Source organism: Paraburkholderia agricolaris (assembly GCF_009455635.1).
Lineage (GTDB): Bacteria > Pseudomonadota > Gammaproteobacteria > Burkholderiales > Burkholderiaceae > Paraburkholderia > Paraburkholderia agricolaris.
On sequence record NZ_QPER01000002.1, the window covers coordinates 1,409,631 to 1,434,250 of the forward strand.

The following is a 24,620-nucleotide window of genomic DNA, read 5'->3' on the forward strand; positions in this document are numbered from 1 at the left end:
GTATTGCAAAAGGACTTCTTATGCGCGTGCCGTATCGAGTGATTTCCGTACGGTGGCTTGTTGTGGTGCTGTCGGCAACGGGTCGGCGGCTTCGGCAAGTGCAAAAGCCATCTGCATGTCGCGGTTGCGTTTGCGTTCACGCACCTGCATCCAGCGATTAACGGCGATCACACCGATCGTCACCGTGGTGATGAAGATCGTGGCGAGCGCATTCATTTCCGGATTCAAACCGAGGCGCACACGCGAGAACACGACGAGCGGCAGCGTGGTCGAACCGGGACCGGACAGGAACGCGGAGAGCACGAGGTCGTCGAAGGACAGCGTGAACGACAGCAGCCAGCCGGACATCAGTGCCTGCGAGATCAGCGGCAGCGTGATCAGGAAGAACACCTTGAAAGGCGTGGCGCCGAGATCGAGTGCGGCTTCTTCGAGCGACTTGTTGAGCTCCTTCACCCGCGATTGCACGATGATCGCCACGTACGACACGCACAGCATCACGTGGCCGATCCAGATCGTGAAGAGGCCGCGGCCCTTCGGCCAGCCGAGCATCTGTTCGAGCGCGACGAACAGCAACAGCAGCGAGATACCCTGAATCACTTCAGGAATCACGAGCGGCGCGTTAATCATGCCGGCGAACAGCGTGAAGCCGCGAAAGCGTCCGAAGCGGGCCAGCACGAAACCCGCCCACGTGCCGATCACCACCGAGGCGAACGCGGTCAGCAGACCGATCTTCAGCGACAGCCATGCGGCATTGAGCAGTTCGTCGTCCTGCAGCAGCGCGCCATACCATTTCAGCGAGAAGCCGGACCAGACCGTGACGAGCTTCGATTCGTTAAACGAATACACCACCAGGCTGATGATCGGGATATACAGAAACAGAAACCCGAACGTCAGCACGCTATTGGAAAGCGTTCTATTTGGCTTGATCATTTCGCGCCCTCCAGTTCCTTGACCTGGTAGTACTGGAACACGGCCATCGGCACGAGCAGCAGTAGAACCATGGCGACGGTGACGGCGGATGCCATCGGCCAGTCCATATCGTTGAAGAATTCATCCCACATCACACGGCCGATCATCAACGTGTCGGCGCCGCCGAGCAGTTCAGGAATCACGTACTCGCCGACCGCCGGAATGAACACCAGCAGACTGCCGGCGATGATGCCGTTCTTCGACAGCGGCAAGGTGATGCGCGTGAACGCGGTCCACGGTTTGCACCCGAGGTCGTAGGCGGCTTCGAGCAGCGTCAGATCCATCTTCACCAGATGCGCATACAGCGGCATCACCATGAACGGCAGGTACGAATAGACCATGCCGATATACACGCCAATATCCGTGTGGTAGAGGCGCAACGGCGAATGAATCATGCCGACGGCCATCAGCGTGTGATTGAGCAGGCCGTCGTCCTTCAGGATGCCGATCCATGCGTAGACGCGGATCAGGAACGACGTCCAGAACGGCAGCATCACGCCCATCATCAGCAGGTTGCGCTTGGTGGGCTCCGAGCGGGCGATGTAGTACGCAATCGGATAGCCGATCAGCAGGCAGAAGAAGGTCGAGATCGCCGCCATCTTCAGCGAACTGATATACGTCGCGACGTACAGATCGTCTTGCAGCAGGAACGCGTAGTGGCCGAGCTGCATGGCGAAATGCACCATGCCGTCCTTGACCGTCACGAGATCCGTGTACGGCGGAATGCCCAGGCGCAGATCGGCGAAGCTGATCTTCAGCACCAGCACGAACGGCAACGCGAAGAACACCGTGAGCCACAGGAACGGCACGCCGATTACGGTCGTGCGGCCCGACGGCACCAGGGGCGCGAAGCGTTTCTTCAGCCAGCCGGCGAGACGGCCGCTGGACGGCGCGCCGAGCGCCGCGGGGGAGGTAGTGGGATTGCTCATTGCGTCAGCACCACGCCGCTAGCCGGCGACCAGTAGACGAACACGTCGTCGTTATAGGAAGGGGCACCTTCGCTCATCAGGTGCGAGCTGGAGAGATTCGACACGACCGTCTTGCCGCTCGGAAGGCGCACGTGGTACAGCGAATAGCTGCCCATGTAGGCCACGTCCGAGACCACGCCACGCGTCCAGTTGTGCGGCGTAGCCGGTTTTTCGTGCGATACCTTCACGCGTTCCGGGCGCACCGAGATGCCCACCGGCATGCCGAGCGGCCCGGTAATGCCGTGGCTCACGTAAATGCGCGTTTCGAGGTCTTCGCTTTCGACGAAGATGTGGTCCGGCTCATCCGCGACCACCGTGCCTTCGAACAGGTTGGTCGAGCCGATGAACTCGGCCGAGAAGCGGCTGTTCGGAAACTCGTACACCTGGCTGGGCGAGCCGATCTGCACGATGCGGCCTTCGCTCATCACAGCGAGACGCCCGGCCATCGTCATGGCTTCTTCCTGATCGTGCGTGACCATCACGCAGGTCACGTCGACCTTGTCGATGATATTCACCAGTTCGAGCTGGGTCTTCTGGCGGATCTGTTTATCGAGCGCCGACATCGGCTCGTCGAGCAGCAGCAGCTTGGGGCGCTTGACGAGCGAGCGGGCCAGCGCCACGCGCTGCTGCTGTCCACCGGACAGCTGATGCGGCTTGCGTTGCGCGTACTTACCCATTTGCACGAGATTGAGCGCGTCGGCAACACGTTCCTTGATTTCGTTCTTCGGCGTGCCTTCCTGCTTGAGGCCGAAGGCGATATTCGCTTCGACCGTCATGTGCGGGAATAGCGCATACGACTGGAACATCATGTTGACCGGCCGCTTGTACGGCGGCATCGCGGCGAGATCTTCGCCGTCGACGAAAATGCGCCCGGACGTCACCGTCTCGAGCCCCGCGAGCATGCGCAGGAGTGTGGACTTGCCGCAGCCGGAGCTGCCGAGCAGGGCGAACAGCTCGTTCTTGGCAATACTCAGGTTGACGTTGTCGACAGCAGTGCTGTCACCGAATTTCTTCACGACATTTTCGATGCGAACGAATTCGTCCGATTTCGATTTTGTCGTCGGGGCGGGGCGGGCCGTCTGGGCGGCGCCGGCTACGCTTGTTTGTGTCGTCGAGTTCATGATGTGACCATTCCTTGCGGATCGCGAGCGCAAGTGTCTCCATACGAGGCGCGGGAAGCGTCTCGCAAGATGCGCTGCGATCGGAAAACATGGGACTGCGCGTGGACGGCGCAGGCTGACTGCCGTTACTGCCATTCATGCGCTCAGGGTTCGAGCGATCCCTGAGCGCGGGATCAAAGTTTCTGGTCTGGTTTGATTAATGGCCGGTTTTAAGCTGCGCCCAAAGACGATTTTCAAGCCGCAGAATGTCAGTGGGCACGGGTTTCATGAGCGTCATCTTGCTCAATACTTCGTCGCCCGGATAAACGGTCGTGTCCTGTGCGACACCCGGCGTGACGAACTGGCGCGCGGCCTTGTTCGCGGTCGGGTAGAACACTTCGTTGGTGATCGCGGCGTTGACCTTCGGATCTTCGATGTAGTTGATCCACTTCAGCGCGGCTTCAGGATGCGGTGCGTCTTTCGGGATCACCATCACGTCGAACCACAGCAGACCGCCTTCCTTGACGTTCGAGAATTTCACCTGATATGAACGCTTTGCTTCGGCGGTACGGCGCCCGGCGATGCCGACGTCGCCCGACCAGGCCACCGCGACGCAGATGTCGTTGTTGGCGAGGTCGTTGATGTAGCCGGACGAGTTGAACTGGGTGATATACGGGCGGACTTTCTTCAGCATTTCGAACGCTGCCTGATAGTCGGCGGGGTTGGTGCTGTTCGGGTCCTTGTGCATGTACTGCAGTGCGGCAGCGAAGACGTCGACGGGCTGATCGAGGAACGACACACCGCAGCCTTTCAACTTCGACAGATTGGCCGGGTCGAACACCAGGGCCCAGCTATCCACCGGCGCATTGGCGCCGAGCGCCTTCTGCACGGCTTGCACGTTGTAGCCGATACCGTCCGTGCCGTACGCCCAGGGCACACCGTACTGGTTGCCCGGATCGGCGTCGGTAATCATCTTCATCAACACGGGGTCGAGATTCGCGAGATTCGGCAGCTTTGATTTATCGAGCTTCTGATAGACGCCGGCCTGAATCTGCTTGGCCATGTAGTTCGACGTCGGGACCACGATATCGTAGCCGGAGCTGCCCGCGAGCAGCTTCGCCTGCAACGTATCGTCGCTATCGTAGTTATCGTATTTGACGTGGATGCCGTCCTGTTTCTCGAAGTTCGGAATCGTGTCCTTCGCGATGTAATCCGACCAGTTGTAGACATTCAGTTCCGTGTCGGCCGCAAGGGCCGGCGTGACCGACAACGCCGCAAAACCCGTGAAGGCGAGAAACGCGGCCCCCGCGACCGCATGACGAAGATGACAAACGCTCATGGTTTTTTCCCTTGATGTGAAGAACCGGCATGAGCGTGTATCGTGGGTGCGCGCATGCCGGAACGAACTGCCGTTACGAAATTCCGAGTTGTTGTGCGGTCGCGTCGATGGCTTTTTTGGCCTTCGAAACGATCTCGTCGATTTCCAGCTTATTGATCACGAGCGGCGGCGACAGCAGCATCCGGTCGCCGGTAGCGCGCATGATGAGGTTGCCGTTGAAGCAGAAGTCGCGGCAGATCGTGCCGACGTCACCGCCATTGGCGAAACGCTTGCGCGTTTTCGGGTCTGCTGCGAGTTGCAGGCCGGCCACCAGACCCGCGCCGGAGATTTCGCCGATGATCGGGTGATTGGCGAAGGTGTCGCGCAGCTTCTTCTGGAAGTACGGACCCGTGTCGGTCTTGACGCGTTCGACGATCTTCTCGTCGCGCAGCAGCTTCAGATTGGCGAGCGCCACGGCGGCGGCCACCGGATGGCCGGAGTAGGTGAGGCCGTGATTGAAGTCGCCGTGCTCGATGATCGCCTTGGCCACGCGATCATGCAGGCCGACCGCGCCCATCGGTATATAGCCGCTCGTTAGGCCCTTGGCCAGCGTGATCAGATCCGGTTCGAAGCCGAAGTACTGATGCGCGAACCATTCGCCGGTCCGGCCAAAACCGCCGATCACTTCGTCGGCGACCAGCAGGATGTCGTACTTGCGGCAGATGCGCTGGATCTCCGGCCAGTACGTCGAGGCCGGGAAGATCACGCCGCCGGCTCCCTGGAAAGGCTCACCGATAAACGCGGCCACATTGTCCGCGCCGATTTCGAGAATCTTCGCTTCGAGTTGTTGCGCACGGGCCAGCGCGAATTCTTCCGGCGTCAGATTGCCTTCGGCTTCGCCGAAGAAATACGGCTGGTCGATATGAACGATGTTCTCGACTTTCGAGGGCATCTGTTCATGCATGTAACCCATGCCGCCCAGCGTGCCGCCGGCGATCGTCGAACCGTGATAACCGTTCCTGCGTGAAATGACGACCTTCTTCGACTGCTTGCCTTGCGTTGCCCAGTATTGGTGAACGATGCGCAGCACGGTGTCGTTGCCTTCCGAACCGCTGTTGCAATAGAAGAAGTGATTGAACGGTTCCGGCGTCAGCTCCGCGAGTAAGGCCGAGAGTTCGATTACCGGCGGGTGCGTCGTCTTGAAGAAGGTGTTGTAGAAGGGCAGTTCCTGCATTTGCCGGTAGGCGGCGTCGGCCAGTTCCTTACGGCCATAACCGACGTTCACGCACCACAAACCGGCCATGCCGTCGATGATCTTGTTGCCTTCCGAATCCCACAGGTACACGCCTTGCGCCTTGACGATCACGCGGCTGCCGGCACGATTGAGCGACCCCATGTCCGAAAACGGATGGATGTGATGGGCCGCGTCGAGTGCGCGGTATTCAGCGGTGCTGCGTTGTGTGGCTTGCGCGTTCGCGGCGGGGAGTACCGCGGGTTGCACGTAAGCGACTTCTTCTGTTCTGTAGCTCATACTGCCTCCAGGTTTTTTTGCGTTTGCGGTTGACGTCTTAAACGTGCAGCAGCAAATGTCGGCGTTCCCACGAACTGATCACGCGGAAGAACGCTTCGTATTCGGTTTCTTTCAGTGCCAGGTAGGCCTTGACGAATTTTTCGCCGAGTACTTCGGCAATCGGTTCGCACGCGCCCATCAATGTCAGACCCTCTTCGAGGTTGCGCGGCAACTGGTACGGCAACTCGTAACCGTCGCTGAGCAGCGGTTCGGTGGCTTCGAGCTTTTGCGTCATGCCGAGATAGCCGGCGGCCAGCGTTGCGGCAATCGCAAGATACGGATTGCAGTCCACGCCCGGAATGCGATTTTCGATGCGGCGCGCGGCCGGGCCCGAATGCGGAATCCGGAAACCCACTGTGCGGTTGTCGTAACCCCATGCCACATTGATCGGCGCGGCCATGAAGCGCGACAGGCGGCGGTACGAGTTGATGTACGGCGCGAAGATCGGCATCAGTGCCGGGGTGTATTTCTGCAGACCCGCGATATAGCCCGTAAACAACGAGGTAGGCTTGCCGTCCGGACCGGTGAACAGATTGTGGCCGGTTTCTTCGTCTACGAGGCTCTGGTGCATGTGCATTGCCGAGCCCGGTTCGCCTTCCATCGGCTTGGCCATGAAGGTCGCGTACATCTTGTGGCGCAGCGCGGCTTCACGCACCGTGCGCTTGAACAGGAACACGCTGTCGGCGAGTTTCAGCGGATCGCCGTGCATGAAGTTGATTTCCATCTGCGCGGCGCCGACTTCGTGAATCAGCGTGTCGACTTCCAGTTCCTGCACTTCGCAGTACTCGTAGATGTCTTCGAAGAGCGGATCGAATTCGTTCACCGCTTCGATCGAATAGGCCTGGCGTCCGGTCTCCGGACGGCCCGTACGGCCGATCGGCGGTTGCAGCGGCAGATCCGGGTCCTTGTTCATGTCGACCAGGTAGAACTCGAGTTCGGGCGCGATAACCGGCTTCCAGCCTTTGGCCTTATAGAGTTCGAGCACACGGCGCAGTACCCGGCGCGGCGAGATGGCGACGGGCGTGCCGTCGAAATGAACGCAATCGTGGATCACCTGGGCGGTCGGATCGACGGCCCACGGAATCATACGGATGGTGCTCGGGTCGGGCACGCACACCATGTCCGGGTCGGTGACGCCGGTGAGCGTGCCGTCTTCCGGATAGTCCCCTGTGACGGTCTGGATCATCACCGCTTGCGGCAAGCGCATGGACTCGCCGGATTCGAATTTGCTGCGCGGAATGATCTTGCCGCGTGCGATCCCGGCCATATCCGGAATGATCGCTTCGATTTCGGTGACGCGGTTCTGTTTCAGGAAGTCGTCGATTTCATGCATGGTTATTCTCTCAGTTTTGGTGCGCGACCGGCTCAGGCATGCGTGGCAGCGGCGGATGCCGCGCCATAGCCGGCCTTGGTGCGCATTCGATCGCGGCAGGCGTCGCCGAAGGCGCGGAAGATCGCGGTGGAAAGCGCGTCGTTGGCATGCTTCCATTCCGGGTGCCACTGCACACCCAGCGCGAAGGCACGCGCATCTTTCACACTCACCGCTTCGATCAATCCATCGGGGGCGGTGGCCTCTGCCACCAGGCCCACGCCCAGCCGCTCGACGCCCTGACCGTGCAATGAATTCACACGCGCTTCATTCGTGCCGCCCGAGAGGCGCTGCAACAAGCCGCCCTGCGTCAGCGTGATCGAATGCGACGGTGCGTATTGCACGTCGAGGTCGTCTTCCTTGTTCTCGCGATGGTCGTTCAAGCCAGCCACCGCGTGAACGCTTTGATGCAACGTCCCGCCGAACACCACGTTCATTTCCTGGAAGCCCCGGCATACCGCCAGCACCGGCACGCCCGCGGCGATCGCCGCGCGCAGCAGCGGCAGCGTCGTCGCATCGCGTGCGGCGTCGTGCAACGTGCCCGGCGCGCTGGGATGGCCGCCGTAGCGGTGCGGCTCGACATTCGAATAGCTGCCGGTGAACAGCAGCCCGTCGACAGCGTCCAGTATGTCCGCGGTGGACTGACGCTCGCCGAGCGCCGGCAGCAACATGGCCAGCGCCTGTGAGCCGTCCACGATCGCGGCGATGTACTTTTCGCCGGTGACGTGCGATGGGTGAACTCCCATCATCGTTCTGTCGGCGCTGATGCCGACCAGGGGTTTGTTTCGCATAACTGATAGACGTGTGTGTTCACCGCGGGACGCGGCATGAACAACGTTAAACACAGCGCGGCACGATTCCGCAGCCGGACGCGAGGCGTCAGGCCACCGGGGTAGTGCGGGCGGCCGTCGTCAACTGAACGCGCCGCGCGTGGTAATCAGGCTGGCTGTTCGATTCGCTCCGCTACGGTGCGCAACATCTCTGATTCGCGTGAAATGCACAGGCGGCAGACAGCACCGCACAGGCACGAACGCACGGCTCGATAGAGCGCGTTCACGCAAACGGATGAATCGAACGGCGAAAAAGGGGGAGGCGCTACGGCAGCAGCGAGGCGACTTCGTCCGTGCGCACAGCAATGAAGGCGCGCGCGGAGATGGAGTTGTGACGTCGAACTGAACGGCGGGACAGGATTGTGAAGACGGACAGGAAGCGGCGGAACGCAAGGCTGCCGTTGCTGCCGTCGGCGATGGCGCCGTCAGCGCGAGGACAACTCGCCTGACTTCGATTCCATCTCACCAAAGGGCCTCGGACTCTCACGATTACACTCTAATGTCTATTGAACGCCTTGCTCAAAAAACGCTCGGGGCGTTTAAAGAAACAGGACGCTGGGATGGTCGGGGCTACCGGCTGCGAAACTGCTTCGCTGCGTCAAAAAACACACTCTCGTATCTCGTGACACCGGCATGACGACCGCCTGTGAACCATCGTATACGAGCCAATAATGCCGTCAAATCATTTTTATAAAAGATTTATCAGGGCTTTCCCGGGGGTGTCACAAGAATACCTGGGCATGGGAACATTCGTTGCGGCTACTATATTTCGGAAGCCTTTCAGGGGTTTTCCCCAGCGGCGCGAAGATTAAAGTGATTAGAATATTCAACACTCGCGGGCAATTGTTGCCCGAGTCCACGGGTTCCGATCGTCTTCCATGTCAGAGAATTCAGCGATGTCTATAGAAGTAGCAACCCGTCTGCAATACATCCGTAAGAAGAATGGCCTGTCTCAGCGTGAACTGGCAAAACGGGCGGGAGTGACCAATGGCACGATTTCGCTGATAGAACAGAACCGCGTGAGTCCGTCGGTTGGGTCGTTGAAGAAACTGCTCGAATGCATACCGATGAGTCTCGCTGAGTTCTTCACCTTTGAAGTCGAGGTGCAGCGCTCGGTTGTATCGCGCCGCGCCGACATGCCGAATCTCGGTAACGAGTCGATTGAGTTCTATCTTGCGGGCTCCAGTGTGAAAGACCGCAACATGGGCATTCTTCGCGAGGTCTATCAACCGCTGTCGGATACGGGGCCCGAAATGCTGGAGCACGAGGGGCATGAGGGCGGGGTGGTGGTCAGCGGTCAGATCGAACTGACGGTGGACGGCGTCACGTGGCTGCTCGACCCTGGTGACAGCTATTACTTCGAAAGCCGCCTGCCGCATCGTTTTCGCAATCCCAGCGCGGAGCATCTCTGCGAGATCGTGTCGGCCAACTCGCCGCCTACGTTCTAAAGACTCCGCGCCAACGCGCCGCGACGCAGTTTCAAGCCGCCTGAGGTCGATGCCGGCGTGCGTCGAGCGCATAACATTGAGGCATCCTGATGGACAAGAAATCTCTCGCCTTCTGGCAAGACAAAGCCGCTACGCTTTCTATCGAAGGTCGTGCGTTTATCGACGGCGAATACCGTGCTGCCGCGGGCGGCCGTACGTTCGACTGCCTGAGCCCGATCGACGGCAGGCTGCTTGCCAAAGTCGCCGACAGTGGCGCGGCGGATGTAGACGCCGCCGTGGCGGCCGCGCGCCGCGCGTTTGACGCCGGCGTGTGGTCGGACCTCAATCCACGCAAGCGCAAGGCGATTCTGTTGCGCTGGGCCGCGTCGATCCGCGAACACATGGACGAACTCGCGCTGCTCGAAACGCTGGACGCAGGCAAGCCGATTGCCGACACGACCACGGTGGACGTGCCGGGTGCGGCGTACTGCGTCGAGTGGTTTGCCGAAGCGATCGACAAGGTCGGCGGCGAAGTCGCGCCGGCCGATCATCACCTGGTGGGCCTCGTCACGCGCGAGCCGATCGGCGTGGTTGCCGCGGTGGTGCCGTGGAATTTTCCAATCCTGATGGCTTCGTGGAAGTTCGGCCCGGCGCTTGCCGCGGGCAACAGCGTCGTGCTCAAGCCTTCGGAGAAATCGCCGCTCACCGCGATTCGCCTCGCCCAGCTCGCGCTGGACGCCGGTATTCCCGCCGGTGTGTTCAACGTGATGCCGGGCGCGGGTGAGCCTGGCAAGCTGCTGGCGCTGCATCAGGACGTGGACTGTCTGGCCTTCACCGGCTCGACCAACGTCGGCAAGCTGATCATGCAGTACGCCGGCCAGTCGAATCTGAAGCGCGTCTGGCTCGAACTCGGCGGCAAGTCGCCGAACATCGTGATGCCCGATTGCCCCGACCTCGATCGCGCAGCGAATGCGGCGGCCGGCGCGATCTTCTACAACATGGGCGAAATGTGCACCGCCGGCTCCCGCCTGCTCGTCCATCGCGACATCAAGGAGGTGTTCCTCGACAAGCTGATCGCCGCCGCGCGTAGCTATACACCGGGCAACCCGCTCGATCCGCAAACCTCGATGGGTGCGATCGTCGACAACGTGCAGCTCGAACGCGTGCTCGGCTATATCGAAGCGGGCCGCGCCGAAGCGAAACTGTTGCTGGGTGGATCGCGGGTCAGGCAGGAGACCGGCGGTTTCTATATCGAACCGACCATCTTCGAGATTCCGGCTGCCGGGGCCAAAGTTGCGCGCGAGGAAATCTTCGGGCCGGTGTTGTCAGTGATCACGTTCGACACGGTTGAAGAGGCGATCAGGATCGCTAACGATAGCGAGTATGGTCTTGCCGCCGCCCTGTGGACCTCGAACCTCACCACCGCACATGAAGTGTCGCGCAAGCTGCGTGCCGGCACGGTATGGGTCAACTGCTATGACGAAGGCGGGGATATGAACTTCCCGTTCGGCGGCTACAAGCAATCGGGCAACGGACGCGACAAGTCGTTGCACGCGCTGGAGAAGTACACCGAGCTGAAGTCCACGCTCGTTCGGCTGCGCTAAAGGATTCGCAAGCCAGCGCGGCGGCTTGCAGGAATGCAGCCATCGCGTTCCCAATGAATCCGGGGCCGGACGTTGCACACATCACCTGGAAGCCCCGTGTGCAACGCCGGCATGTTTATCAGGTATCAGGTCATCCATGACTGAACTCATCTACGGCGACGGTGCGATCCGTCGTGCGTCGCTTTATGGCTCGTCGATCGAGAACACCTATGCGGGTGTGTTGTCGTTCATGCGCCGCAAGTACACTCGCGAACTCGACGGCGTCGACGTCGTGGTCTCCGGCGTGCCGCTCGATCTGGCCACCACGTTCCGCTCGGGCGCGCGTCTCGGTCCGGCGGCAGTGCGCGCGGCGAGTGTGCAGTTGTCGGAGTTGCATCCGTATCCGTGGGGTTTCAATCCGTTCGACGATCTCGCCGTAACGGATTACGGCGATTGCTGGTTCGACGCGCACAATCCCATGACGATCAAGGAATCGATCGTCGAGCATGCGCGTACGATCCTGCGTTCGAACGCAAAGATGCTGACACTCGGTGGCGATCACTACATTACGTATCCGCTGCTGATCGCGCATGCGGAGAAGTACGGCAAGCCGCTTTCACTGATCCATTTCGACGCTCACTGCGATACCTGGGCCGACGACAGCCCGGACAGCCTGAATCACGGCTCGATGTTCTACAAGGCGGTGAAAGACGGCCTGATCGATCCGAAGACCTCGGTGCAGGTCGGCATTCGCACATGGAACGACGACTTCATGGGGATCAACATCCTCGACGCCGCGTGGGTCCACGAACACGGCACGCGCGCGGCGGTGGAACGGATCACGTCGATTGTCGGCGAGCGGCCCGCGTATCTGACCTTCGATATCGACTGTCTCGATCCGGCCTTCGCACCAGGCACGGGTACGCCGGTGGCGGGCGGTTTGTCGTCGGCACAGGGGCTGGCCATTGTGCGCGGGCTCGGCGCGTTGAACCTGGTGGGCGCGGATGTGGTGGAAGTGGCGCCCGCTTACGACCAGAGCGAGATCACGGCGATCGCCGCCGCGCATATTGCGTGCGATCTGTTGTGTCTTTGGCGGCAGCGGAAAGTGGCTGAACAGGCGGCTGAACGTTAGGCACTTCAGTTGAATTGAAGCGGTTTGAAACGGAACCGGCGCAGTGCAGGCTCAGCCCATCGACGACGATCGATCGGGTTGACGCCTGCCTTCGCGCAAGCCGAGCGTATAGGCGACGAGCGCGCCGCTCATGATCGCCAGTTGCCACATCAGCATATCGCTGCCGCGCGCTTTCATGGCGAAACCGGCGATAAGCGGCCCCACGATCGAACTCGCGGTGAAGGTGATCGACACCAGCCGCATGTTGCGCGTGAGCGCGGCTTTGTCGCTGCAGGCCGCGGCAACCATGCCGAGCGTGATGTACGCGCTGTTCATGCCGCCGAGCAGCAATGCGCTTGCGTCCGCGAGCCATGAGGCGGGCGCGGCGAGCGCGAAACCGAAGATCGCCAGCGTGCTGAGCGCGGCGCAGACGATCACCGTGGCAGCCAGACCCGCGCGATCGGCGCACCAGCCGACCGGAAATTGCAGCGCCATGCCGCCGATACCGAACAGCGTGAGGAGCGTAGCTGTTTGTGTGGTGCTTAGGCCGTGAGCATCGGCAAAGAGCGGGAAGAGGCCATAGAGCGCGCCATCTCCAATGCCGCCCGCGGCGACGACCACCATGCCGAGGCTGACCAGGGGGCCGATCGGGACGCGTTTTGCAACGCTATGTTTTTCAGCCCTGCTGCTTCGCGCGGACCGGGCTGCACCGGCAGCCGGCCGCGCATCGTCCGACGCGGTTAGCCACAGCGGCAGGGCCGCCGCGAAGGTGAAAGCCGCGCCGGCCGCGAACGTAATGCGTCCGTCGACCGCGCACCACACCGCCAATGCCGGGCCGATGACGCCTGCGCTGGCAATTAGCGCTTCGTGCACGCCGACTACACGTCCACTCGACTCAGCCGGCACAAGCCGGTAGAGCCATGTTTCATTGGCGATCCAGCGCAAGCCGATACCGAAGCCGGTCAACAGGCCGGGCACGAGCCATAACGGCCAGCTCAGCGAGCTCATCGTGGCGAACGCAAGCACCGTGGCGGCGAGACCCAGTGACACCGTGCGCTTTGCCCCGATACGCTCCACCAGCCACGGCGCGATCAGCAGGCCGGCCAGCATGCCGGTCCATTGCGAAGCGGAGAACAGGCCCGCGCGCGGTGCGTCGAGGCCCTGATGGGCCAGCCACACAGGCAGCACCATGAAGCCGATGCCGAACTGACCGATCTGTGAGAGCGCCGAGACCGCAGTCAGCGCGGCGATCGCCGGCCAGCGTACCGTCGCGGCGGCACTCATAGGCTGCTCTGCGCGGGCATCGGCAGACCCTGTTCGCGGCATTCGACGGGGCAGCCGGCTTTCAGGCAGGGTCCGTCGTCGCAGAGGCGGCATAGTTGCATGGCATGTGCGGGATCGCGGGTCTCGTGCCACAGGATCTTGATCAGCAGGTTTTCGAACACCTCGCGCTCGCGCTCGTCGAGTTGCCCGACGATGCGTTGGAGTATCCGGTCGCGTGCCGATTGCAGACGTTTGACTTCGCGCTTGCCGGAGGCCGTCAAGGCAAGCGCGACGGAGCGCTTATCCGTACCCGATTTCTTTTCGACGAGCGCTGCCTCCACCAGACCGGCGACTGCACGCACCGCAGCCGGATGCGAAAGATCGACCGCTTCACGCAGCACTTCAATGGATGAATCGGGATATTGACCGATCGCGTTGAGCATGGCGCGGGCCGTGGAACCCGCCAGTGCCGGCTCGGTAGGCTGCGCGTTCATTTCGTCCGTGACCAGCAGGGCGAGCACGCCAAGCAGATTTTCTGTGCGCTGCGTCATGGGGATGTCTCAATGTGTGCAATGTGCATATATGTATGTTGCACACATTGGAGGTGGCGCGCAAGCGGTTTTTTTATGACCGTCAATCGTTCGCTGCAAGTCGCGCCGAAGACGCGTGGCGCCGTATCAGGACTTTGGCTGCTGCTCGACTGGCGAGCACACCGGCGTCACAGGCTGGCCTGCCAGCACCTTCCTGACGAAAGGTATCGAATCCTCCAGCGACGTGTTGACCGTGCCGTTATGTTCGCGACCCGCATACAGATGCGCCTCGACCGTGGTGCCCGCCGCGCAGGCGTCTTTTGCCAGCGAGAGCTCCAGCGGCGCGAGACCGTCGTCCGCACCGATCCCGATGAACACCGGCGACTTGATCTTCAAGGTCGGAAACTTCAGATAGTCGTCCCACCATGCCTGCAAGCGCGCGTTGGCGCCTGGTTTCACGGTGTTCGCGGTGCTCAACCCGGCGAGCGCGGCGTCGTCTTCGAGCGACGCGAGGCAACTGATGCGCGACTGTTCGAGAATGGGCAGCGCCGAATCGGTGAGGATGTCGGAAGCCTTCAACGCGGGGTCGATCTGTTGCGCCGACAGCACGGAATAGAACTGGTACGCGAGCGTTGCATCGATCCGATTGGGATCACGCTGGTAAGCCGTCTTGAACGGGGCAAGCGTTGCAAGGGTTTGCTTCGGTGCGTTGTAAATCACGCCGGTTGCGACCGTGCCGCGAATATTCAGTTCGGGCGCGTATGTGCTCGCGTAGCCGGCCGCGGCGAATACCGCGGAGCCACCCTGTGATTGCCCGACCAGCACCACCTGATTGGCGAGTCCGGGCACGCTGTGCAACACCGCCCGCACGCTGTCGAGCATCGTGTAGCTATTCGAGCGATTGTTCAGTTGCGGGTTGGGTCCGGGCGTGCCGAGCCCTTGATAGTCGGTTGCCACTACCGCGAAGCCTTGCTGAAGCCACGCATTCAGATAGCGGACGTCGCGATACGAGCGTCCGAACCACGAGGGCGCGCAGATATCCGCCATACCGAAGGTGCCGTGTCCCCACGCGACGATCGGCCATCCTCCTTGCGGCGGCTGGCCTTTGGGCAGGAACAGCGCGCCTGATACGGCAATCGGTGTTTTACCGCCGACGCCATCGGTTGAACTGTATAGCAGTCGCAATTGCTGACCGGCATTGGCGGGGCCGAGCGTGGGCGGCAGTTGTTCCGAGCGGAGCAACTCGCCTGGCTGCGCGGGAATCTCGTTCTCCCACGTATAGAACGCGGACACGCGGCCGTCGCCTTGCAGCGGATCGGGGGCAGGTGCTCTCGCGCCTGCCGCGAAAACCAGACTTGAAACCAGTAATGCCGCGAATGGCGCGGCGAACCATCTGCCGGGTTTGACACGAGCCGATGCGCGCACAATCCGCGCTCGAGTATTTTCTGCTTTCATGCTGACGCCTTGAACGATGGTGAGAGGAGTGCGGGCCACACGAAGCCTGCCGGCGTGAACGCATTGGACCCGGGCGGGCTTCAACGCAAGTTTTGAACCATCGGTGGCCGTGCATGGTGAAACCCGCCTGGCGTCGGCGTGCAACGATGCGGCGTGAGCGGTATGTGGGTCTCTTTTGCATCGTGCGCAACAGCCGTTGATGATGTGCTGTTGGTCCAGCAGCACAATGACTTTGACCGGGCACAGGGCGTCATGTGCGGTGCGCGACGAAAAGGCCGCTGCATATGAGACCGTGAGAGATGCGTGGATTGGCACGCTTGCTGCTAAATACCCCCTCGCATCGATCCCTCACTTGTCCAAGGACCCAACATGTCAGTCACACAAACGCTGGAAAGCGGCGAACTGGTCGCCTTCGTCGAACGCATCCGGCGCGAGTTCGCGCAAGCCACGCGTGTGCTCAAGGAAACCCGCACGTTGTCTGCCACCAACACCTTCCAGGCTTATCAGCGTGTGCCGGGCACGGACCTCGTCGTAGCCGTGTCGGCGCCCACGCCGTGGGCGCAATCGCAGGAGGTTCAGGCGGTCGTGGTGTCGTTCGACGGCAAGGTGATCCACGGCGATCCGAAAGCGTCGGGCCATGGTCCGCGCTATGCAGGCGTGTTCCAGGAAGCGCCCGAAGTCGACGTGGTCATTCATGTGCATGGCCCGTATCTCGGGGCGTGGGCTAGCGCGCATCGTCCGTTGCCGATTCTGTATGCGCCGGCTCAGCGTTATACGAAAGCCCGCGAGATTCCGGTCTATATCGACCGGCGGCCGGGCGAACCGCGTTTCATCGTCGACACGATCCGGCGCGATCCGAACATTCCGGCGATTCTCGAGGCAAACGGCGGCGCGACCTTCTGGGGTAAAAACATCCTCGACGTCTCGCAGTACATTCTGATTCTCGAAGAGGGGGCGTACTTCCAGGCCCTCGCAGAGTCGCTTGGCGGGTCGAAGGAGTTCGGCCCCGGCGTGCTCGAACAGCAATGGAAGATGACCGGACTAGCCTGAGAGCCGGCGTGAACGGCAGCCAGTGACGACAGGCGGCGCGGAGCAATCAGCCGGGCTGCTGTCGTATCGACGCAGCCGGGCAGCGTTATTGCCGGTTCCGTCATACTGTTAGCTCGATGTATTGGTTCGCAACGCATGATCGGCTTGATATTGTCGAGGCTCCCTTTGGATTCCTTGCTGGTCGATCAATGGCTGTCTTCAGTTTCCCCGATCCCACGTCGCACGCCATTACGATACGTGCGAAAGCGCTGACATTCGACGACCCGAAGTCGCTGGTGTTGCTCGAACGTATCCATCTGGTCGCGCCGAGCGACGCCACCGTACTCGTCACCGGCGAAAGCGGCACAGGCAAGGAACTGATTGCACGGCTCGTGCATTCACTGAGTGAACGCCGTGACGGGCCGTTCGTGGCGGTAAATTGCGGCGCCTTCTCGGAGACGCTGATCGAGAGCGAATTGTTCGGTCACGAACGAGGCGCGTTCACCGGCGCGATCAGCAGTCAGCCGGGCTGGTTCGAATCGGCCAATCGCGGCACGCTGTTTCTCGACGAAGTGGGAGACTTGCCGCTTGCCGCCCAGGTCAAGCTGCTGCGTGTATTGCAGGAGCGCGAAGTGGTGCCGGTAGGCTCGCGCAAAACAGTCAAGATCGACGTGCGTCTGGTTACTGCGACCAACGTGAATCTCGAAGCCGCGGTACGTGCCGGGCACTTTCGGGAGGATCTGTATTACCGCCTGAACGTCGTCAAACTGAACCTGCTGCCATTGCGTGAGCGGCCGGGCGATATCGGACCGTTGATCCAGCACTTTCTCGAGAGCTACGCCAGGCGCTTGCGGATCACGCCGCCGGCGCTCACAGATGCCGCGCTCGAACGGCTTCATGCACACTCGTGGCCCGGCAATATTCGCGAGCTGGAAAACGTGATTCATCATGCGCTGCTGGTGAGCAGCGGCGGTTTCATCGATGTCGCCGATCTGCAGTTTTCCGCGCTCTCGCTGGCGCCTCACACACCGGCAGCAGATGCGCCTGCGGCAACGGCGGCGCTTGCGGCCAATCCGGCGCGCCGTCCGCGTGATATCGCGGAAGCCACCGGCGCTTTGCGCGAGGCCATCGTCGATCTGCTGGAACTCGGCACGCCCAGGCTCTGGCAGCACATCGAAGACACCGTCTATCGCAGCACCTTCGAATTCTCCGAGAACAATCAGCTGCGTACCTCACGCCTGCTCGACTTGTCGCGCAACATCGTGCGGGCGCGGCTCGCGCAACTCGGCATCCTCAAGCTGCGTGACGCCGGCGAGCCGGATTCCGCCGACGCGAGCGAAGCCGGCGACCGCCGTCAGGCGTGATCGCGCCAGCGCAGCAAGCGCTGTGCGACGCGCTCGCACAGCATGCCCATTGCCACCGCCAGCACCGTGACGCCTGTCACGCATACCAGCAGCACGTCCACGCGCGCGCCGGCCTGCGCTGTCTGCATCAGATTGCCGACGCCAGCCCCGGCGTTGAATAACAGTTCGCTGCTGGTCGCCGTAATCCATGCGAACGGTACCGCTTGCAGAATGCCGGCGAACACGTCCGGCAACGCACCTGGAATCAGCACGTCGCGCAGCCAGCCACGCCGCGTCAATTCGTACGACTGCGCGAGTTCGAAATAACGCTGATCGATACGGCGCAGTCCATCGAAACTGCTTGTCACCATCGGATAGAAAGCCGCGAGGAAGACGATGAATACCTTGGCGAACTCGCCCGTGCCGCACCAGAGACTGATCAATGGAATCAAGCCGAGCAGCGGGACGTGGCGCAGGGCCTGAAATAACGGATGCACCAGTTTTTCGGCACTGCGCGACAACGCGGTCAACGCGCCTACCGCGACACCGGCGATCGTACCGGTGGCAAGACCCAAGGTAGTGCGACGCAGACTCGCGCCGAGGTCGACGACCAGTTCTCCGCTTCGGACCAGTTCGAGAAGGGCGCTGAACACCTGCTCGAGCGGCACGAACGCGTACTGATGCACGGCATCACGGTAAGCGGCGAATTGCCAGAGTCCGAGCAGGACGAGCGGCAGAACAAAGCCGCGGGCGCGTCGGCGTAGCGGGGACGTAGCGTGCAGGGCGATCATGGAGGGCGTTTTACCGGAAGAAGAGTTCAACGGTTGGGCGTTTGCCAGCGCAACACGCGGCGCTGCACGAGGGCGATGCTCTGATCGAGGGTGAAGCCGATCAGGCCGATGGCGATCACGTCGACCATCACGATGTCGATACGCAGCATCTGTCGCGCCATTTCCATCATTTCGCCAATGCCGCTGTCGGCGCTCAGCAACTCGACCGCGACCAGCGCGAGCCATGAACGCGCAATCGCAATGCGAATGCCGGTGAGTAGCGACGGAATGGCCGAAGGCAATAGCACGTCGCGCAACAACCCGGCGCGACCCAACCCATAGTGACGCGCCATTTCGATCAGATCGCGCGGTACGCCTTGCACCCCGCCGTAGGTGGCCAGCGCGACGGGAAAGAACACGGCTTTGGCGACCACGACCACCTTCAACGGTTCATCGATGCCGATGAGCAGAATCAGGATTGGGATCAGCGTGAGCGTCGGCACCTGCCGCGGAATGTCGAAGAGCGGGCGTACGTAGTCGGAGAAGGTACGGTTCACGGCGAGCAGGGTGCCGCACGCGATGCCGGACAGGCAGCCCCACGCAAAACCGGTTGCCAGACGACGCAACGTGATCAGCAGGTTGTCCTGCAGATCGCCGCCGGCAGCAAGCGTACGGAAGGTGTCGTAGACCTTGTGCGGCGGGACGAGGAGCTGCGGCGCGAACCAGTGTTGCGCGCTTGCGTACCACCAGAGCAGAAACAGCAGTGCCGGCGAAACCCACCACAGCAACCAGGAAACGTGGCGCGTCAAGGCACGCGCCTGGGCGAACGCTGCGGATGGCGTGGATGGTATGGGTGGGTTGGATGCCGTGGCATCCACCACCGTATCAACGGTTTGCGACATTCGTCGTAGCGCTCGCATCCCAGTAGTGTTCCAGCTTGAGTTCCTTCAACGCGTTGTTCACGAACTGTGGCGCGAGCAGGCTATTGACGTCCACACCGCCGGACGTGAGTCTGGCCTGCTGGCTATAGGCCGACACATCGCGGTAATGCGCGCTGAGCGACGGTGTGAAAAGCGGCGCCCATTGTTCCTTCCATGGCTGTTTTTCGTCGTCGTACTCGCGCCGCACCACGTTTTCAGGTTGACCCGAAGCACTGAGAATCTTGATGAACGCATCGCGATTCTGCGTTTGCGAGATCCAGTAGGCCGCTCGTACATAGGCGGTTGCGACCAATTGCGTGACGTCGGGGTACTGACGCACGAAATCGTCGGAGGCCCAGAGTTCCGCACGCATCTTCCATGCGTCGGGGGCTTCCTTGGTCGACCAGATGATCTTGCCGACCTGCTTGTCCACTAGCGGATAAGCGTCCGACAGCGTAAAGAATCCGTCCACCCGGCCCGCGCTGACGGCGGCGGCGCCCGCTTGCGGGTCGAGGTTGTAGATCTTGAAGTCGGACAGTTTCAGGCCGTTGGCCGCCAGCAGTTTGCCGAACGTGACTTCCCACGGGCGGCCGCGATTGAGCGCAATCCGCTTGCCTTTCAGATCGACGATCGACTTCGCCGTCGAGTTGGCCGGCACCACCAGATAGGTGTTGCTGCCCACGCCGCCCGGCACAATCAGTTTCGTATGCGTGCCGGACGCGTTGACCACGACCGAGGGCAGGTCACCGTAGCCGGCGAAGTCGATGCTGTGATTCGTGAAGGCCTCGTTGACCAGCGTGCCCACGGCGGCGGTCGAGACCGGCACCCATTGCAGCTGGATATGGCGTGCGGCAAGCGCTTTTTCCAGCGACTTGTCGGCGTCGATTAAAGCGGACGCACCCGCGTACTGCGTTTTGCCGCCGCTTGAATAGGCGACCACGGCGATTCGCACGACTTTCGGCGCGTCCTCGGCGCGTGCGAGGGAGGGGCCCAGCAGCGCGGTAGCGGTGAGCGGCAGTGTCATCGACCATGCGACGAACGCGCGCCTTAACGCGCGCCTTAACGCACGCCTTAACGCAGGCCTCAACAACGGGGAGAGAGCAAATGAGCGTTTCATGATGTGCGGATCAGACCTTGAACGTAGTGTGTGGAAGCGGGCGGCGCATTCGTTCATGCCCGGCGCTTAAGTGGCGAATGCAGCGCATCGGCCATCGGGCGCGGATCGATCCAGTCGGCGATCTCGAAGTCGGCTTCGAGGAAACCCCACTCGAACAGGAACTTCTTGAAGTCGTCGAGCGCCGCGACCGATTCGGCTTCGAGGTTTACGCCGAGGTGGTGATGCAGGTTGCCGCCATAGGCCGCGTGAACCCACTCGACCGCCGAAGCGGTTTCGTGCGATACGTATTGCGCGGTTTCGTCAGGATGCGTGCGCGCCCAGTCGCCCGCGGCGACCACGAGCTTCAGAAAGCCGGCGACGATATCCGGATGATTGGCGAGCACTTCCGCGTTCACCGTGAGCGGACGCGGCGTGCCGTTGTTATTGCGGATATGCGGTTCTGGATGAAACCCGATATCGATTACCACTTGCGCTCCGATCAGTTGCGCCACCTCCAGGCCAACCGAGCCCTTCACGTAGATCGCATCCACCGCGCCGCGCAACAGGGCGCTCGCTTCGGCGGCATACAACGCGCGGCTCGAAAGGCCGAGCGGCAAGGTAAAGAGCTCCGTGGCGGGATCGTCTCCGACAGCCTGCAGCGTGCGGGCTTCAACATCGATCAACTCGACATCGCGCGTTGTCATGCCCTCCAGGCTCAGTGCATTGAGGAAGCCACGCAATGCGGATGCGCGAAAAATGTCGATGCGATCAGTCGGGCGGCGCGGAATCGCGAGGCGCCGGCCGCGTAGCTGCTTCACCGACTGAATGCCGGAGCCCGGCAGCGTCAGGACCAACTGCGATTCATCGACCCACGATAAACCGATCACGCGCGTATCCGCTCGATGCGAGCGCGCCCACATCGCCGGGATGCTGCCGCCCTGACGAAACGACATCGCCAGCGTGTGATCGCTGATCGACGACGCGTCGTGTCCGGCCGAGTCGCGCAATGAGCGGATCGCGACGCCGTCGGCCGACGATTCGCCGTTGAGCCAGCCGAGATGCACGGCGATGCCGAGCGGCGTCGGTACCGGTGAACGTGCGTACCAGAAGGGATGCTGTTTGTCCGATGACGAATCGGGCCTGTCTGTCATGTGTGTTTTCCATATCGAGGTTCGTCCTGCGCACCGGCCGGCGCGCGAAAGCGGTAGCGGCGGCGCGGACGGATAAATGCAAATTCCAGGCCAGGCACGCGCGGTCGCCGTGGCAGGCCTCGGTAGGCATGCGGCTCGGCTGCGCACGCCGGGGCAGGCTGTGCGGATCGGGTGGCGGCCGCGCGGGCGAGTGTTGCTGCAGCAGCAGTTGCGCGAAGCGGTGTTGCGCTGGCAACACGTGGGGTGCTGATGCAGCACCTGGTGCGCGCTCCGTCAGAGCCGGGATCGATGCGGACCGACACGGGCCGATGGGGCCGCAACGCGTGTGGCCATCGCGCATTCACATGCCGATCGGAGACCGGTTAATTGCAATTGGCATAGGCCGTGCTTAGAGAGGTGCCGAAGCGGTTGCGGCTCGTGTCAGTGCGAGTCCGACCTGACGCTTAAACCAAGGAGAACAGATCAATGGCTGTCGAATTTCTGTGGCGCTTGCCGATGCATGGCGACGGCAGACGCGCGCACGACCGGCATACCCGTGGCGAATGGAATAACCAGACGGCCTCGCGGGTCGCGCCGAAAACGGATAGCGACGAGTTCGGCTACATCGACTACCTGTCCCAGGTGGCGCGCGCAGCGGACCTGGTCGGCTTTCATGGCGCGTTGATTCCGATCTTCCGCTTTACGGAGGAGCCGTGGGTGGTGGCCGCCGCGCTGGCGCGTGAAACCCGCAACCTGCGTTTGCTGATCGCGATGCAGCCATGGTTCATGCATCCGGCGTATGCCGCGCAAATGGCCGCCAGTCTGCAGCGGATCAGCCGCGGCCGGGTGGAGTGGAACATCGTGACGGGCGGTGGCGGAGCCGATCAGCGCGCGTACGGCGACTTTATCGATCATGACAGTCGTTACGCCCGCACCGATGAATTTCTCGACGTGGTGAAGGGCTACTCCGCCGGAGCGCCCTACACGCACAAGGGCCGCTTCTATCAGGTCGAAGAAGGCGGCCTGGTCGCGCCGCTCTCCAGTCAGTCCGTGCCGCGCATCTATCTGGCTGGCGCCAGCGACGCCGCGATGGCGGTGGCCGCCAAACACGGCGACGTGCATCTGAGTTGGGGCGAGCCGCTGGCCAAACAGAAGGAGGTGATCGACCGCGCCCGCCAGGCGCTCGATGCGCAAAACGCGGAGCGCGATCTGCGCTTCGGCATGCGCATCGACATTCTCGCGCGAGAGACGGAAGAGCAGGCGTGGGCCGAGTTGCGGCAGATGTTCGCCACCGTCAGCGAAACGACGCAACTGGGTGGCACGCGGCGCGCATCAGGCGTGGGCGATTCGGAGTCGGTTGGGGCAAAGCGGCAGTTCGCGCTGCACCAGGGCAATACCCAGCATTTCGACGATCTGATTGTCGGGCCGAACCTGTGGGCCGGCATGTCGAAGATCCGCGGCGGTCCCGGCTGCGTGATCGTGGGCAGCCACGAGCAGGTCGCCGAGCGGCTGGCCGAGTACGTGGACATTGGCGTATCGACCTTCATTCTGGCGAGCAATCCACATCTGGAAGAGGCGTACCGCGTGGGCGAGGAGGTTTTACCGCTGGTGGCGGGAGCGATCGATGCGCGCAGAACGGCCTCGGCATTGCGGGTCGCGCTGGCGTAAGCCGGTGGCGCTCAGGTCCACCGACAACAACAACCAAGGAATCCAACAATGAGTACAACCGTTGCGCAAGCCGCGACGTCCACCGCACTGTGGTACACCCGCTGTCCCGTGCCGACCGCGCTCGGCATTGCGGTTCACCGTGGCTGGTTCGACGAGGAGTTCGGACCGGACGGCATCACCCTGAATTCGCTGCAGGAGACCCGCGAGCCTGCCAAACGCGAGTCGCATTTCGATCACAGCTTGCCCTCGTCGTTTCGTCAGGGCGGCAACATCCCGGCGCTGTGGGCACGTTCACGAGGCGCAGCGACGCGCGTCGTCGGCCTTTCCTGGACCAATGAATTCCAGGCGATCGTCACGCTGCCCCGAAGTGGCATCCGCCATGCGCGCGATCTGCGCGGACGGCGTCTCGGTTTGCCCCAGCATGCGATCAGTATCGACTTCTGGCGCGCTGCGGCGCTCAAGGGTTTTCTAACCGCGCTTGAGCTCGAAGGTCTCGGACACGGCGACGCGCAATGGGTCGATCTACCCGAGCCGACGCGCGCCGAGGCTGAAGCGCGGATCGCTATCGGCCGCCTGGAGGACGCGCCAGGAAATGCATCGCCGTTTCGCCGGCCGCATGAGTACGGGCTCGAGGTTGCTGCGCTGGTGCGCGGCGATGTCGATGCGATTTTCGTGAAGGGCGTGGCCGGACTCGAAACCGTGCATCTGATCGACGGGCACGTGGTGATCGACCTGGGCGCGCATCCCGATCCGTTGGTACGTATCGGCAACGGCACGCCGCGCACTTTGACAGTGGATCAGGCGCTCATCGACGAGCGCCCCGATCTCGTCAGCCGGTTCGTGTCCGTCGTGGTGGCGGCCGGCGACTGGGCGACGAAACATCCGGCCGAGACCGTTGCCTACATCGGCCGTGAGACCCGTTCATCGGACGAGTGGGTGCGCTACGCGTATGGCAGCGAAGTGCACCGGCATCTGGAAACCAATCTCACGCAGACCTCGATCGACGGTCTGGTGGCGTTCAAGGACTTCCTGTTCGAGTGGGGCTTTCTCGAACACGACTTCGATGCGCGCGCCTGGGTCGAGCCGCAACCGTACACCGACATATCGAAGTATCGCCGTGCCTGGGTCGCTTAGTTGGAGCGCTCTTGCGCGGCGCGCAAACCAGTAAGGA

The 24,620-nt window shown here is 62.1% G+C and carries 23 protein-coding genes; 8 read left to right on the plus strand and 15 right to left on the minus strand.

Annotated features, from left to right (window positions below):
- Positions 1–18 precede the first annotated feature (18 nt).
- The 8 genes from GH665_RS27720 to GH665_RS39700 form a co-directional block, all read right to left on the minus strand.
- The gene (locus GH665_RS27720) at positions 19–930 is read right to left on the minus strand and encodes an ABC transporter permease subunit (RefSeq protein ID WP_153140432.1); all 912 of its coding nucleotides are present in this window, start codon (positions 928–930) and stop codon (positions 19–21) included.
- On the minus strand, positions 927–1,898 hold the full coding sequence (locus tag GH665_RS27725; protein WP_153140433.1) for an ABC transporter permease subunit: 972 nt from the start codon (positions 1,896–1,898) through the stop codon (positions 927–929). The genes GH665_RS27720 and GH665_RS27725 overlap by 4 nt, the downstream gene beginning before the upstream one ends.
- Positions 1,895–3,058: an ABC transporter ATP-binding protein gene (locus tag GH665_RS27730; protein ID WP_153140434.1), complete on the minus strand. Its 1,164-nt coding sequence runs from the start codon at positions 3,056–3,058 to the stop codon at positions 1,895–1,897. Before GH665_RS27730 ends, GH665_RS27725 begins: the two co-directional genes overlap by 4 nt.
- 196 nt (positions 3,059–3,254) lie before the next feature.
- Positions 3,255–4,376: a polyamine ABC transporter substrate-binding protein gene (locus GH665_RS27735; protein ID WP_153140435.1), complete on the minus strand. Its 1,122-nt coding sequence runs from the start codon at positions 4,374–4,376 to the stop codon at positions 3,255–3,257.
- A 73-nt stretch (positions 4,377–4,449) separates the two neighbouring features.
- Positions 4,450–5,886, minus strand: a complete 1,437-nt coding sequence (locus tag GH665_RS27740) for an aspartate aminotransferase family protein (RefSeq protein WP_153140436.1) — start codon at positions 5,884–5,886, stop codon at positions 4,450–4,452.
- 37 nt (positions 5,887–5,923) lie between these two features.
- The gene (locus GH665_RS27745) at positions 5,924–7,258 is read right to left on the minus strand and encodes a glutamine synthetase family protein (protein WP_144193447.1); all 1,335 of its coding nucleotides are present in this window, start codon (positions 7,256–7,258) and stop codon (positions 5,924–5,926) included.
- Positions 7,259–7,290: 32 nt separating this feature from the next.
- Positions 7,291–8,085: a gamma-glutamyl-gamma-aminobutyrate hydrolase family protein gene (locus tag GH665_RS27750; protein WP_153140437.1), complete on the minus strand. Its 795-nt coding sequence runs from the start codon at positions 8,083–8,085 to the stop codon at positions 7,291–7,293.
- Between the two features lie 304 nt (positions 8,086–8,389).
- Positions 8,390–8,611, minus strand: a complete 222-nt coding sequence (locus tag GH665_RS39700) for a hypothetical protein (protein ID WP_171983793.1) — start codon at positions 8,609–8,611, stop codon at positions 8,390–8,392.
- Positions 8,612–9,020: 409 nt separating this feature from the next.
- Between GH665_RS39700 and GH665_RS27760 the strand changes: the two genes are divergently transcribed.
- The 3 genes from GH665_RS27760 to speB all read left to right on the plus strand — a co-directional run bounded on the left by GH665_RS27760 (position 9,021) and on the right by speB (position 12,266).
- Positions 9,021–9,572: a cupin domain-containing protein gene (locus GH665_RS27760; protein WP_153140438.1), complete on the plus strand. Its 552-nt coding sequence runs from the start codon at positions 9,021–9,023 to the stop codon at positions 9,570–9,572.
- A gap of 89 nt (positions 9,573–9,661) precedes the next feature.
- Positions 9,662–11,155: an aldehyde dehydrogenase gene (locus GH665_RS27765; protein WP_153140439.1), complete on the plus strand. Its 1,494-nt coding sequence runs from the start codon at positions 9,662–9,664 to the stop codon at positions 11,153–11,155.
- A 136-nt stretch (positions 11,156–11,291) separates the two neighbouring features.
- On the plus strand, positions 11,292–12,266 hold the full coding sequence (gene speB / locus GH665_RS27770; RefSeq protein ID WP_153140440.1) for an agmatinase: 975 nt from the start codon (positions 11,292–11,294) through the stop codon (positions 12,264–12,266).
- A gap of 51 nt (positions 12,267–12,317) precedes the next feature.
- On the opposite strand, the gene GH665_RS27775 is transcribed toward speB, so the two are convergent.
- From GH665_RS27775 to GH665_RS27785, 3 genes are all read right to left on the minus strand, one after another.
- Positions 12,318–13,529 carry an MFS transporter gene (locus tag GH665_RS27775; protein WP_153140441.1) on the minus strand — a complete coding sequence of 404 codons (1,212 nt, stop codon included), beginning with the start codon at positions 13,527–13,529 and terminating at the stop codon, positions 12,318–12,320.
- On the minus strand, positions 13,526–14,059 hold the full coding sequence (locus GH665_RS27780) for a MarR family winged helix-turn-helix transcriptional regulator (RefSeq protein ID WP_153140442.1): 534 nt from the start codon (positions 14,057–14,059) through the stop codon (positions 13,526–13,528). Before GH665_RS27780 ends, GH665_RS27775 begins: the two co-directional genes overlap by 4 nt.
- 126 nt (positions 14,060–14,185) lie before the next feature.
- Positions 14,186–15,493 carry an alpha/beta fold hydrolase gene (locus GH665_RS27785; protein ID WP_153140443.1) on the minus strand — a complete coding sequence of 436 codons (1,308 nt, stop codon included), beginning with the start codon at positions 15,491–15,493 and terminating at the stop codon, positions 14,186–14,188.
- 369 nt (positions 15,494–15,862) lie between these two features.
- Between GH665_RS27785 and GH665_RS27790 the strand changes: the two genes are divergently transcribed.
- Entirely contained in the window at positions 15,863–16,543 is a 681-nt protein-coding gene (locus tag GH665_RS27790) for a class II aldolase/adducin family protein (protein WP_153140444.1), read from the plus strand.
- Between the two features lie 188 nt (positions 16,544–16,731).
- Positions 16,732–17,886: a sigma-54 interaction domain-containing protein gene (locus GH665_RS27795; protein WP_153140445.1), complete on the plus strand. Its 1,155-nt coding sequence runs from the start codon at positions 16,732–16,734 to the stop codon at positions 17,884–17,886.
- On the opposite strand, the gene GH665_RS27800 is transcribed toward GH665_RS27795, so the two are convergent.
- From GH665_RS27800 to GH665_RS27815, 4 genes are all read right to left on the minus strand, one after another.
- A complete protein-coding gene (locus GH665_RS27800) occupies positions 17,877–18,656 on the minus strand; it encodes an ABC transporter permease (RefSeq protein ID WP_153140446.1) in 780 nt (259 codons plus the stop codon). The two genes, GH665_RS27795 and GH665_RS27800, sit on opposite strands and share 10 nt — an antisense overlap.
- A 26-nt stretch (positions 18,657–18,682) precedes the next feature.
- Positions 18,683–19,537 carry an ABC transporter permease gene (locus GH665_RS27805; RefSeq protein ID WP_153140447.1) on the minus strand — a complete coding sequence of 285 codons (855 nt, stop codon included), beginning with the start codon at positions 19,535–19,537 and terminating at the stop codon, positions 18,683–18,685.
- The gene (locus GH665_RS27810; RefSeq protein WP_246216384.1) at positions 19,521–20,579 is read right to left on the minus strand and encodes an ABC transporter substrate-binding protein; all 1,059 of its coding nucleotides are present in this window, start codon (positions 20,577–20,579) and stop codon (positions 19,521–19,523) included. Before GH665_RS27810 ends, GH665_RS27805 begins: the two co-directional genes overlap by 17 nt.
- Before the next feature lie 146 nt (positions 20,580–20,725).
- Entirely contained in the window at positions 20,726–21,802 is a 1,077-nt protein-coding gene (locus GH665_RS27815; protein WP_153140449.1) for an ABC transporter substrate-binding protein, read from the minus strand.
- 76 nt (positions 21,803–21,878) lie between these two features.
- Between GH665_RS27815 and GH665_RS27820 the strand changes: the two genes are divergently transcribed.
- The 3 genes from GH665_RS27820 to GH665_RS27830 all read left to right on the plus strand — a co-directional run bounded on the left by GH665_RS27820 (position 21,879) and on the right by GH665_RS27830 (position 24,583).
- Positions 21,879–22,052, plus strand: a complete 174-nt coding sequence (locus GH665_RS27820; RefSeq protein ID WP_153140450.1) for a hypothetical protein — start codon at positions 21,879–21,881, stop codon at positions 22,050–22,052.
- Between the two features lie 215 nt (positions 22,053–22,267).
- A complete protein-coding gene (locus GH665_RS27825) occupies positions 22,268–23,449 on the plus strand; it encodes an LLM class flavin-dependent oxidoreductase (protein ID WP_153140451.1) in 1,182 nt (393 codons plus the stop codon).
- Positions 23,450–23,497: 48 nt separating this feature from the next.
- Positions 23,498–24,583 (plus strand): ABC transporter substrate-binding protein, encoded by a 1,086-nt coding sequence (locus tag GH665_RS27830; protein ID WP_153140452.1) that lies wholly within the window; start codon positions 23,498–23,500, stop codon positions 24,581–24,583.
- Positions 24,584–24,620 lie beyond the last annotated feature (37 nt).

Excerpts from the sequence above, each read along its gene's own strand:
- GH665_RS27780 (WP_153140442.1), bottom strand. The coding sequence starts at position 14,059 with ATGACGCAGCGCACAGAAAATCTGCTTGGCGTGCTCGCCCTGCTGGTC.
- GH665_RS27785 (WP_153140443.1), bottom strand. The coding sequence starts at position 15,493 with ATGAAAGCAGAAAATACTCGAGCGCGGATTGTGCGCGCATCGGCTCGT.
- GH665_RS27725 (WP_153140433.1), bottom strand. The coding sequence starts at position 1,898 with ATGAGCAATCCCACTACCTCCCCCGCGGCGCTCGGCGCGCCGTCCAGC.
- GH665_RS27820 (WP_153140450.1), top strand. The coding sequence starts at position 21,879 with ATGCAAATTCCAGGCCAGGCACGCGCGGTCGCCGTGGCAGGCCTCGGT.
- GH665_RS27830 (WP_153140452.1), top strand. The coding sequence starts at position 23,498 with ATGAGTACAACCGTTGCGCAAGCCGCGACGTCCACCGCACTGTGGTAC.
- GH665_RS27750 (WP_153140437.1), bottom strand. The coding sequence starts at position 8,085 with ATGCGAAACAAACCCCTGGTCGGCATCAGCGCCGACAGAACGATGATG.
- GH665_RS27825 (WP_153140451.1), top strand. The coding sequence starts at position 22,268 with ATGGCTGTCGAATTTCTGTGGCGCTTGCCGATGCATGGCGACGGCAGA.
- GH665_RS27805 (WP_153140447.1), bottom strand. The coding sequence starts at position 19,537 with ATGTCGCAAACCGTTGATACGGTGGTGGATGCCACGGCATCCAACCCA.
- GH665_RS27735 (WP_153140435.1), bottom strand. The coding sequence starts at position 4,376 with ATGAGCGTTTGTCATCTTCGTCATGCGGTCGCGGGGGCCGCGTTTCTC.
- GH665_RS27815 (WP_153140449.1), bottom strand. The coding sequence starts at position 21,802 with ATGACAGACAGGCCCGATTCGTCATCGGACAAACAGCATCCCTTCTGG.
- GH665_RS27775 (WP_153140441.1), bottom strand. The coding sequence starts at position 13,529 with ATGAGTGCCGCCGCGACGGTACGCTGGCCGGCGATCGCCGCGCTGACT.
- GH665_RS27800 (WP_153140446.1), bottom strand. The coding sequence starts at position 18,656 with ATGATCGCCCTGCACGCTACGTCCCCGCTACGCCGACGCGCCCGCGGC.
- GH665_RS27790 (WP_153140444.1), top strand. The coding sequence starts at position 15,863 with ATGTCAGTCACACAAACGCTGGAAAGCGGCGAACTGGTCGCCTTCGTC.
- GH665_RS27765 (WP_153140439.1), top strand. The coding sequence starts at position 9,662 with ATGGACAAGAAATCTCTCGCCTTCTGGCAAGACAAAGCCGCTACGCTT.
- GH665_RS27720 (WP_153140432.1), bottom strand. The coding sequence starts at position 930 with ATGATCAAGCCAAATAGAACGCTTTCCAATAGCGTGCTGACGTTCGGG.
- GH665_RS27745 (WP_144193447.1), bottom strand. The coding sequence starts at position 7,258 with ATGCATGAAATCGACGACTTCCTGAAACAGAACCGCGTCACCGAAATC.
- GH665_RS27795 (WP_153140445.1), top strand. The coding sequence starts at position 16,732 with ATGGCTGTCTTCAGTTTCCCCGATCCCACGTCGCACGCCATTACGATA.
- GH665_RS27740 (WP_153140436.1), bottom strand. The coding sequence starts at position 5,886 with ATGAGCTACAGAACAGAAGAAGTCGCTTACGTGCAACCCGCGGTACTC.
- GH665_RS27760 (WP_153140438.1), top strand. The coding sequence starts at position 9,021 with ATGTCTATAGAAGTAGCAACCCGTCTGCAATACATCCGTAAGAAGAAT.
- GH665_RS27810 (WP_246216384.1), bottom strand. The coding sequence starts at position 20,579 with ATGACACTGCCGCTCACCGCTACCGCGCTGCTGGGCCCCTCCCTCGCA.
- GH665_RS27730 (WP_153140434.1), bottom strand. The coding sequence starts at position 3,058 with ATGAACTCGACGACACAAACAAGCGTAGCCGGCGCCGCCCAGACGGCC.
- speB (WP_153140440.1), top strand. The coding sequence starts at position 11,292 with ATGACTGAACTCATCTACGGCGACGGTGCGATCCGTCGTGCGTCGCTT.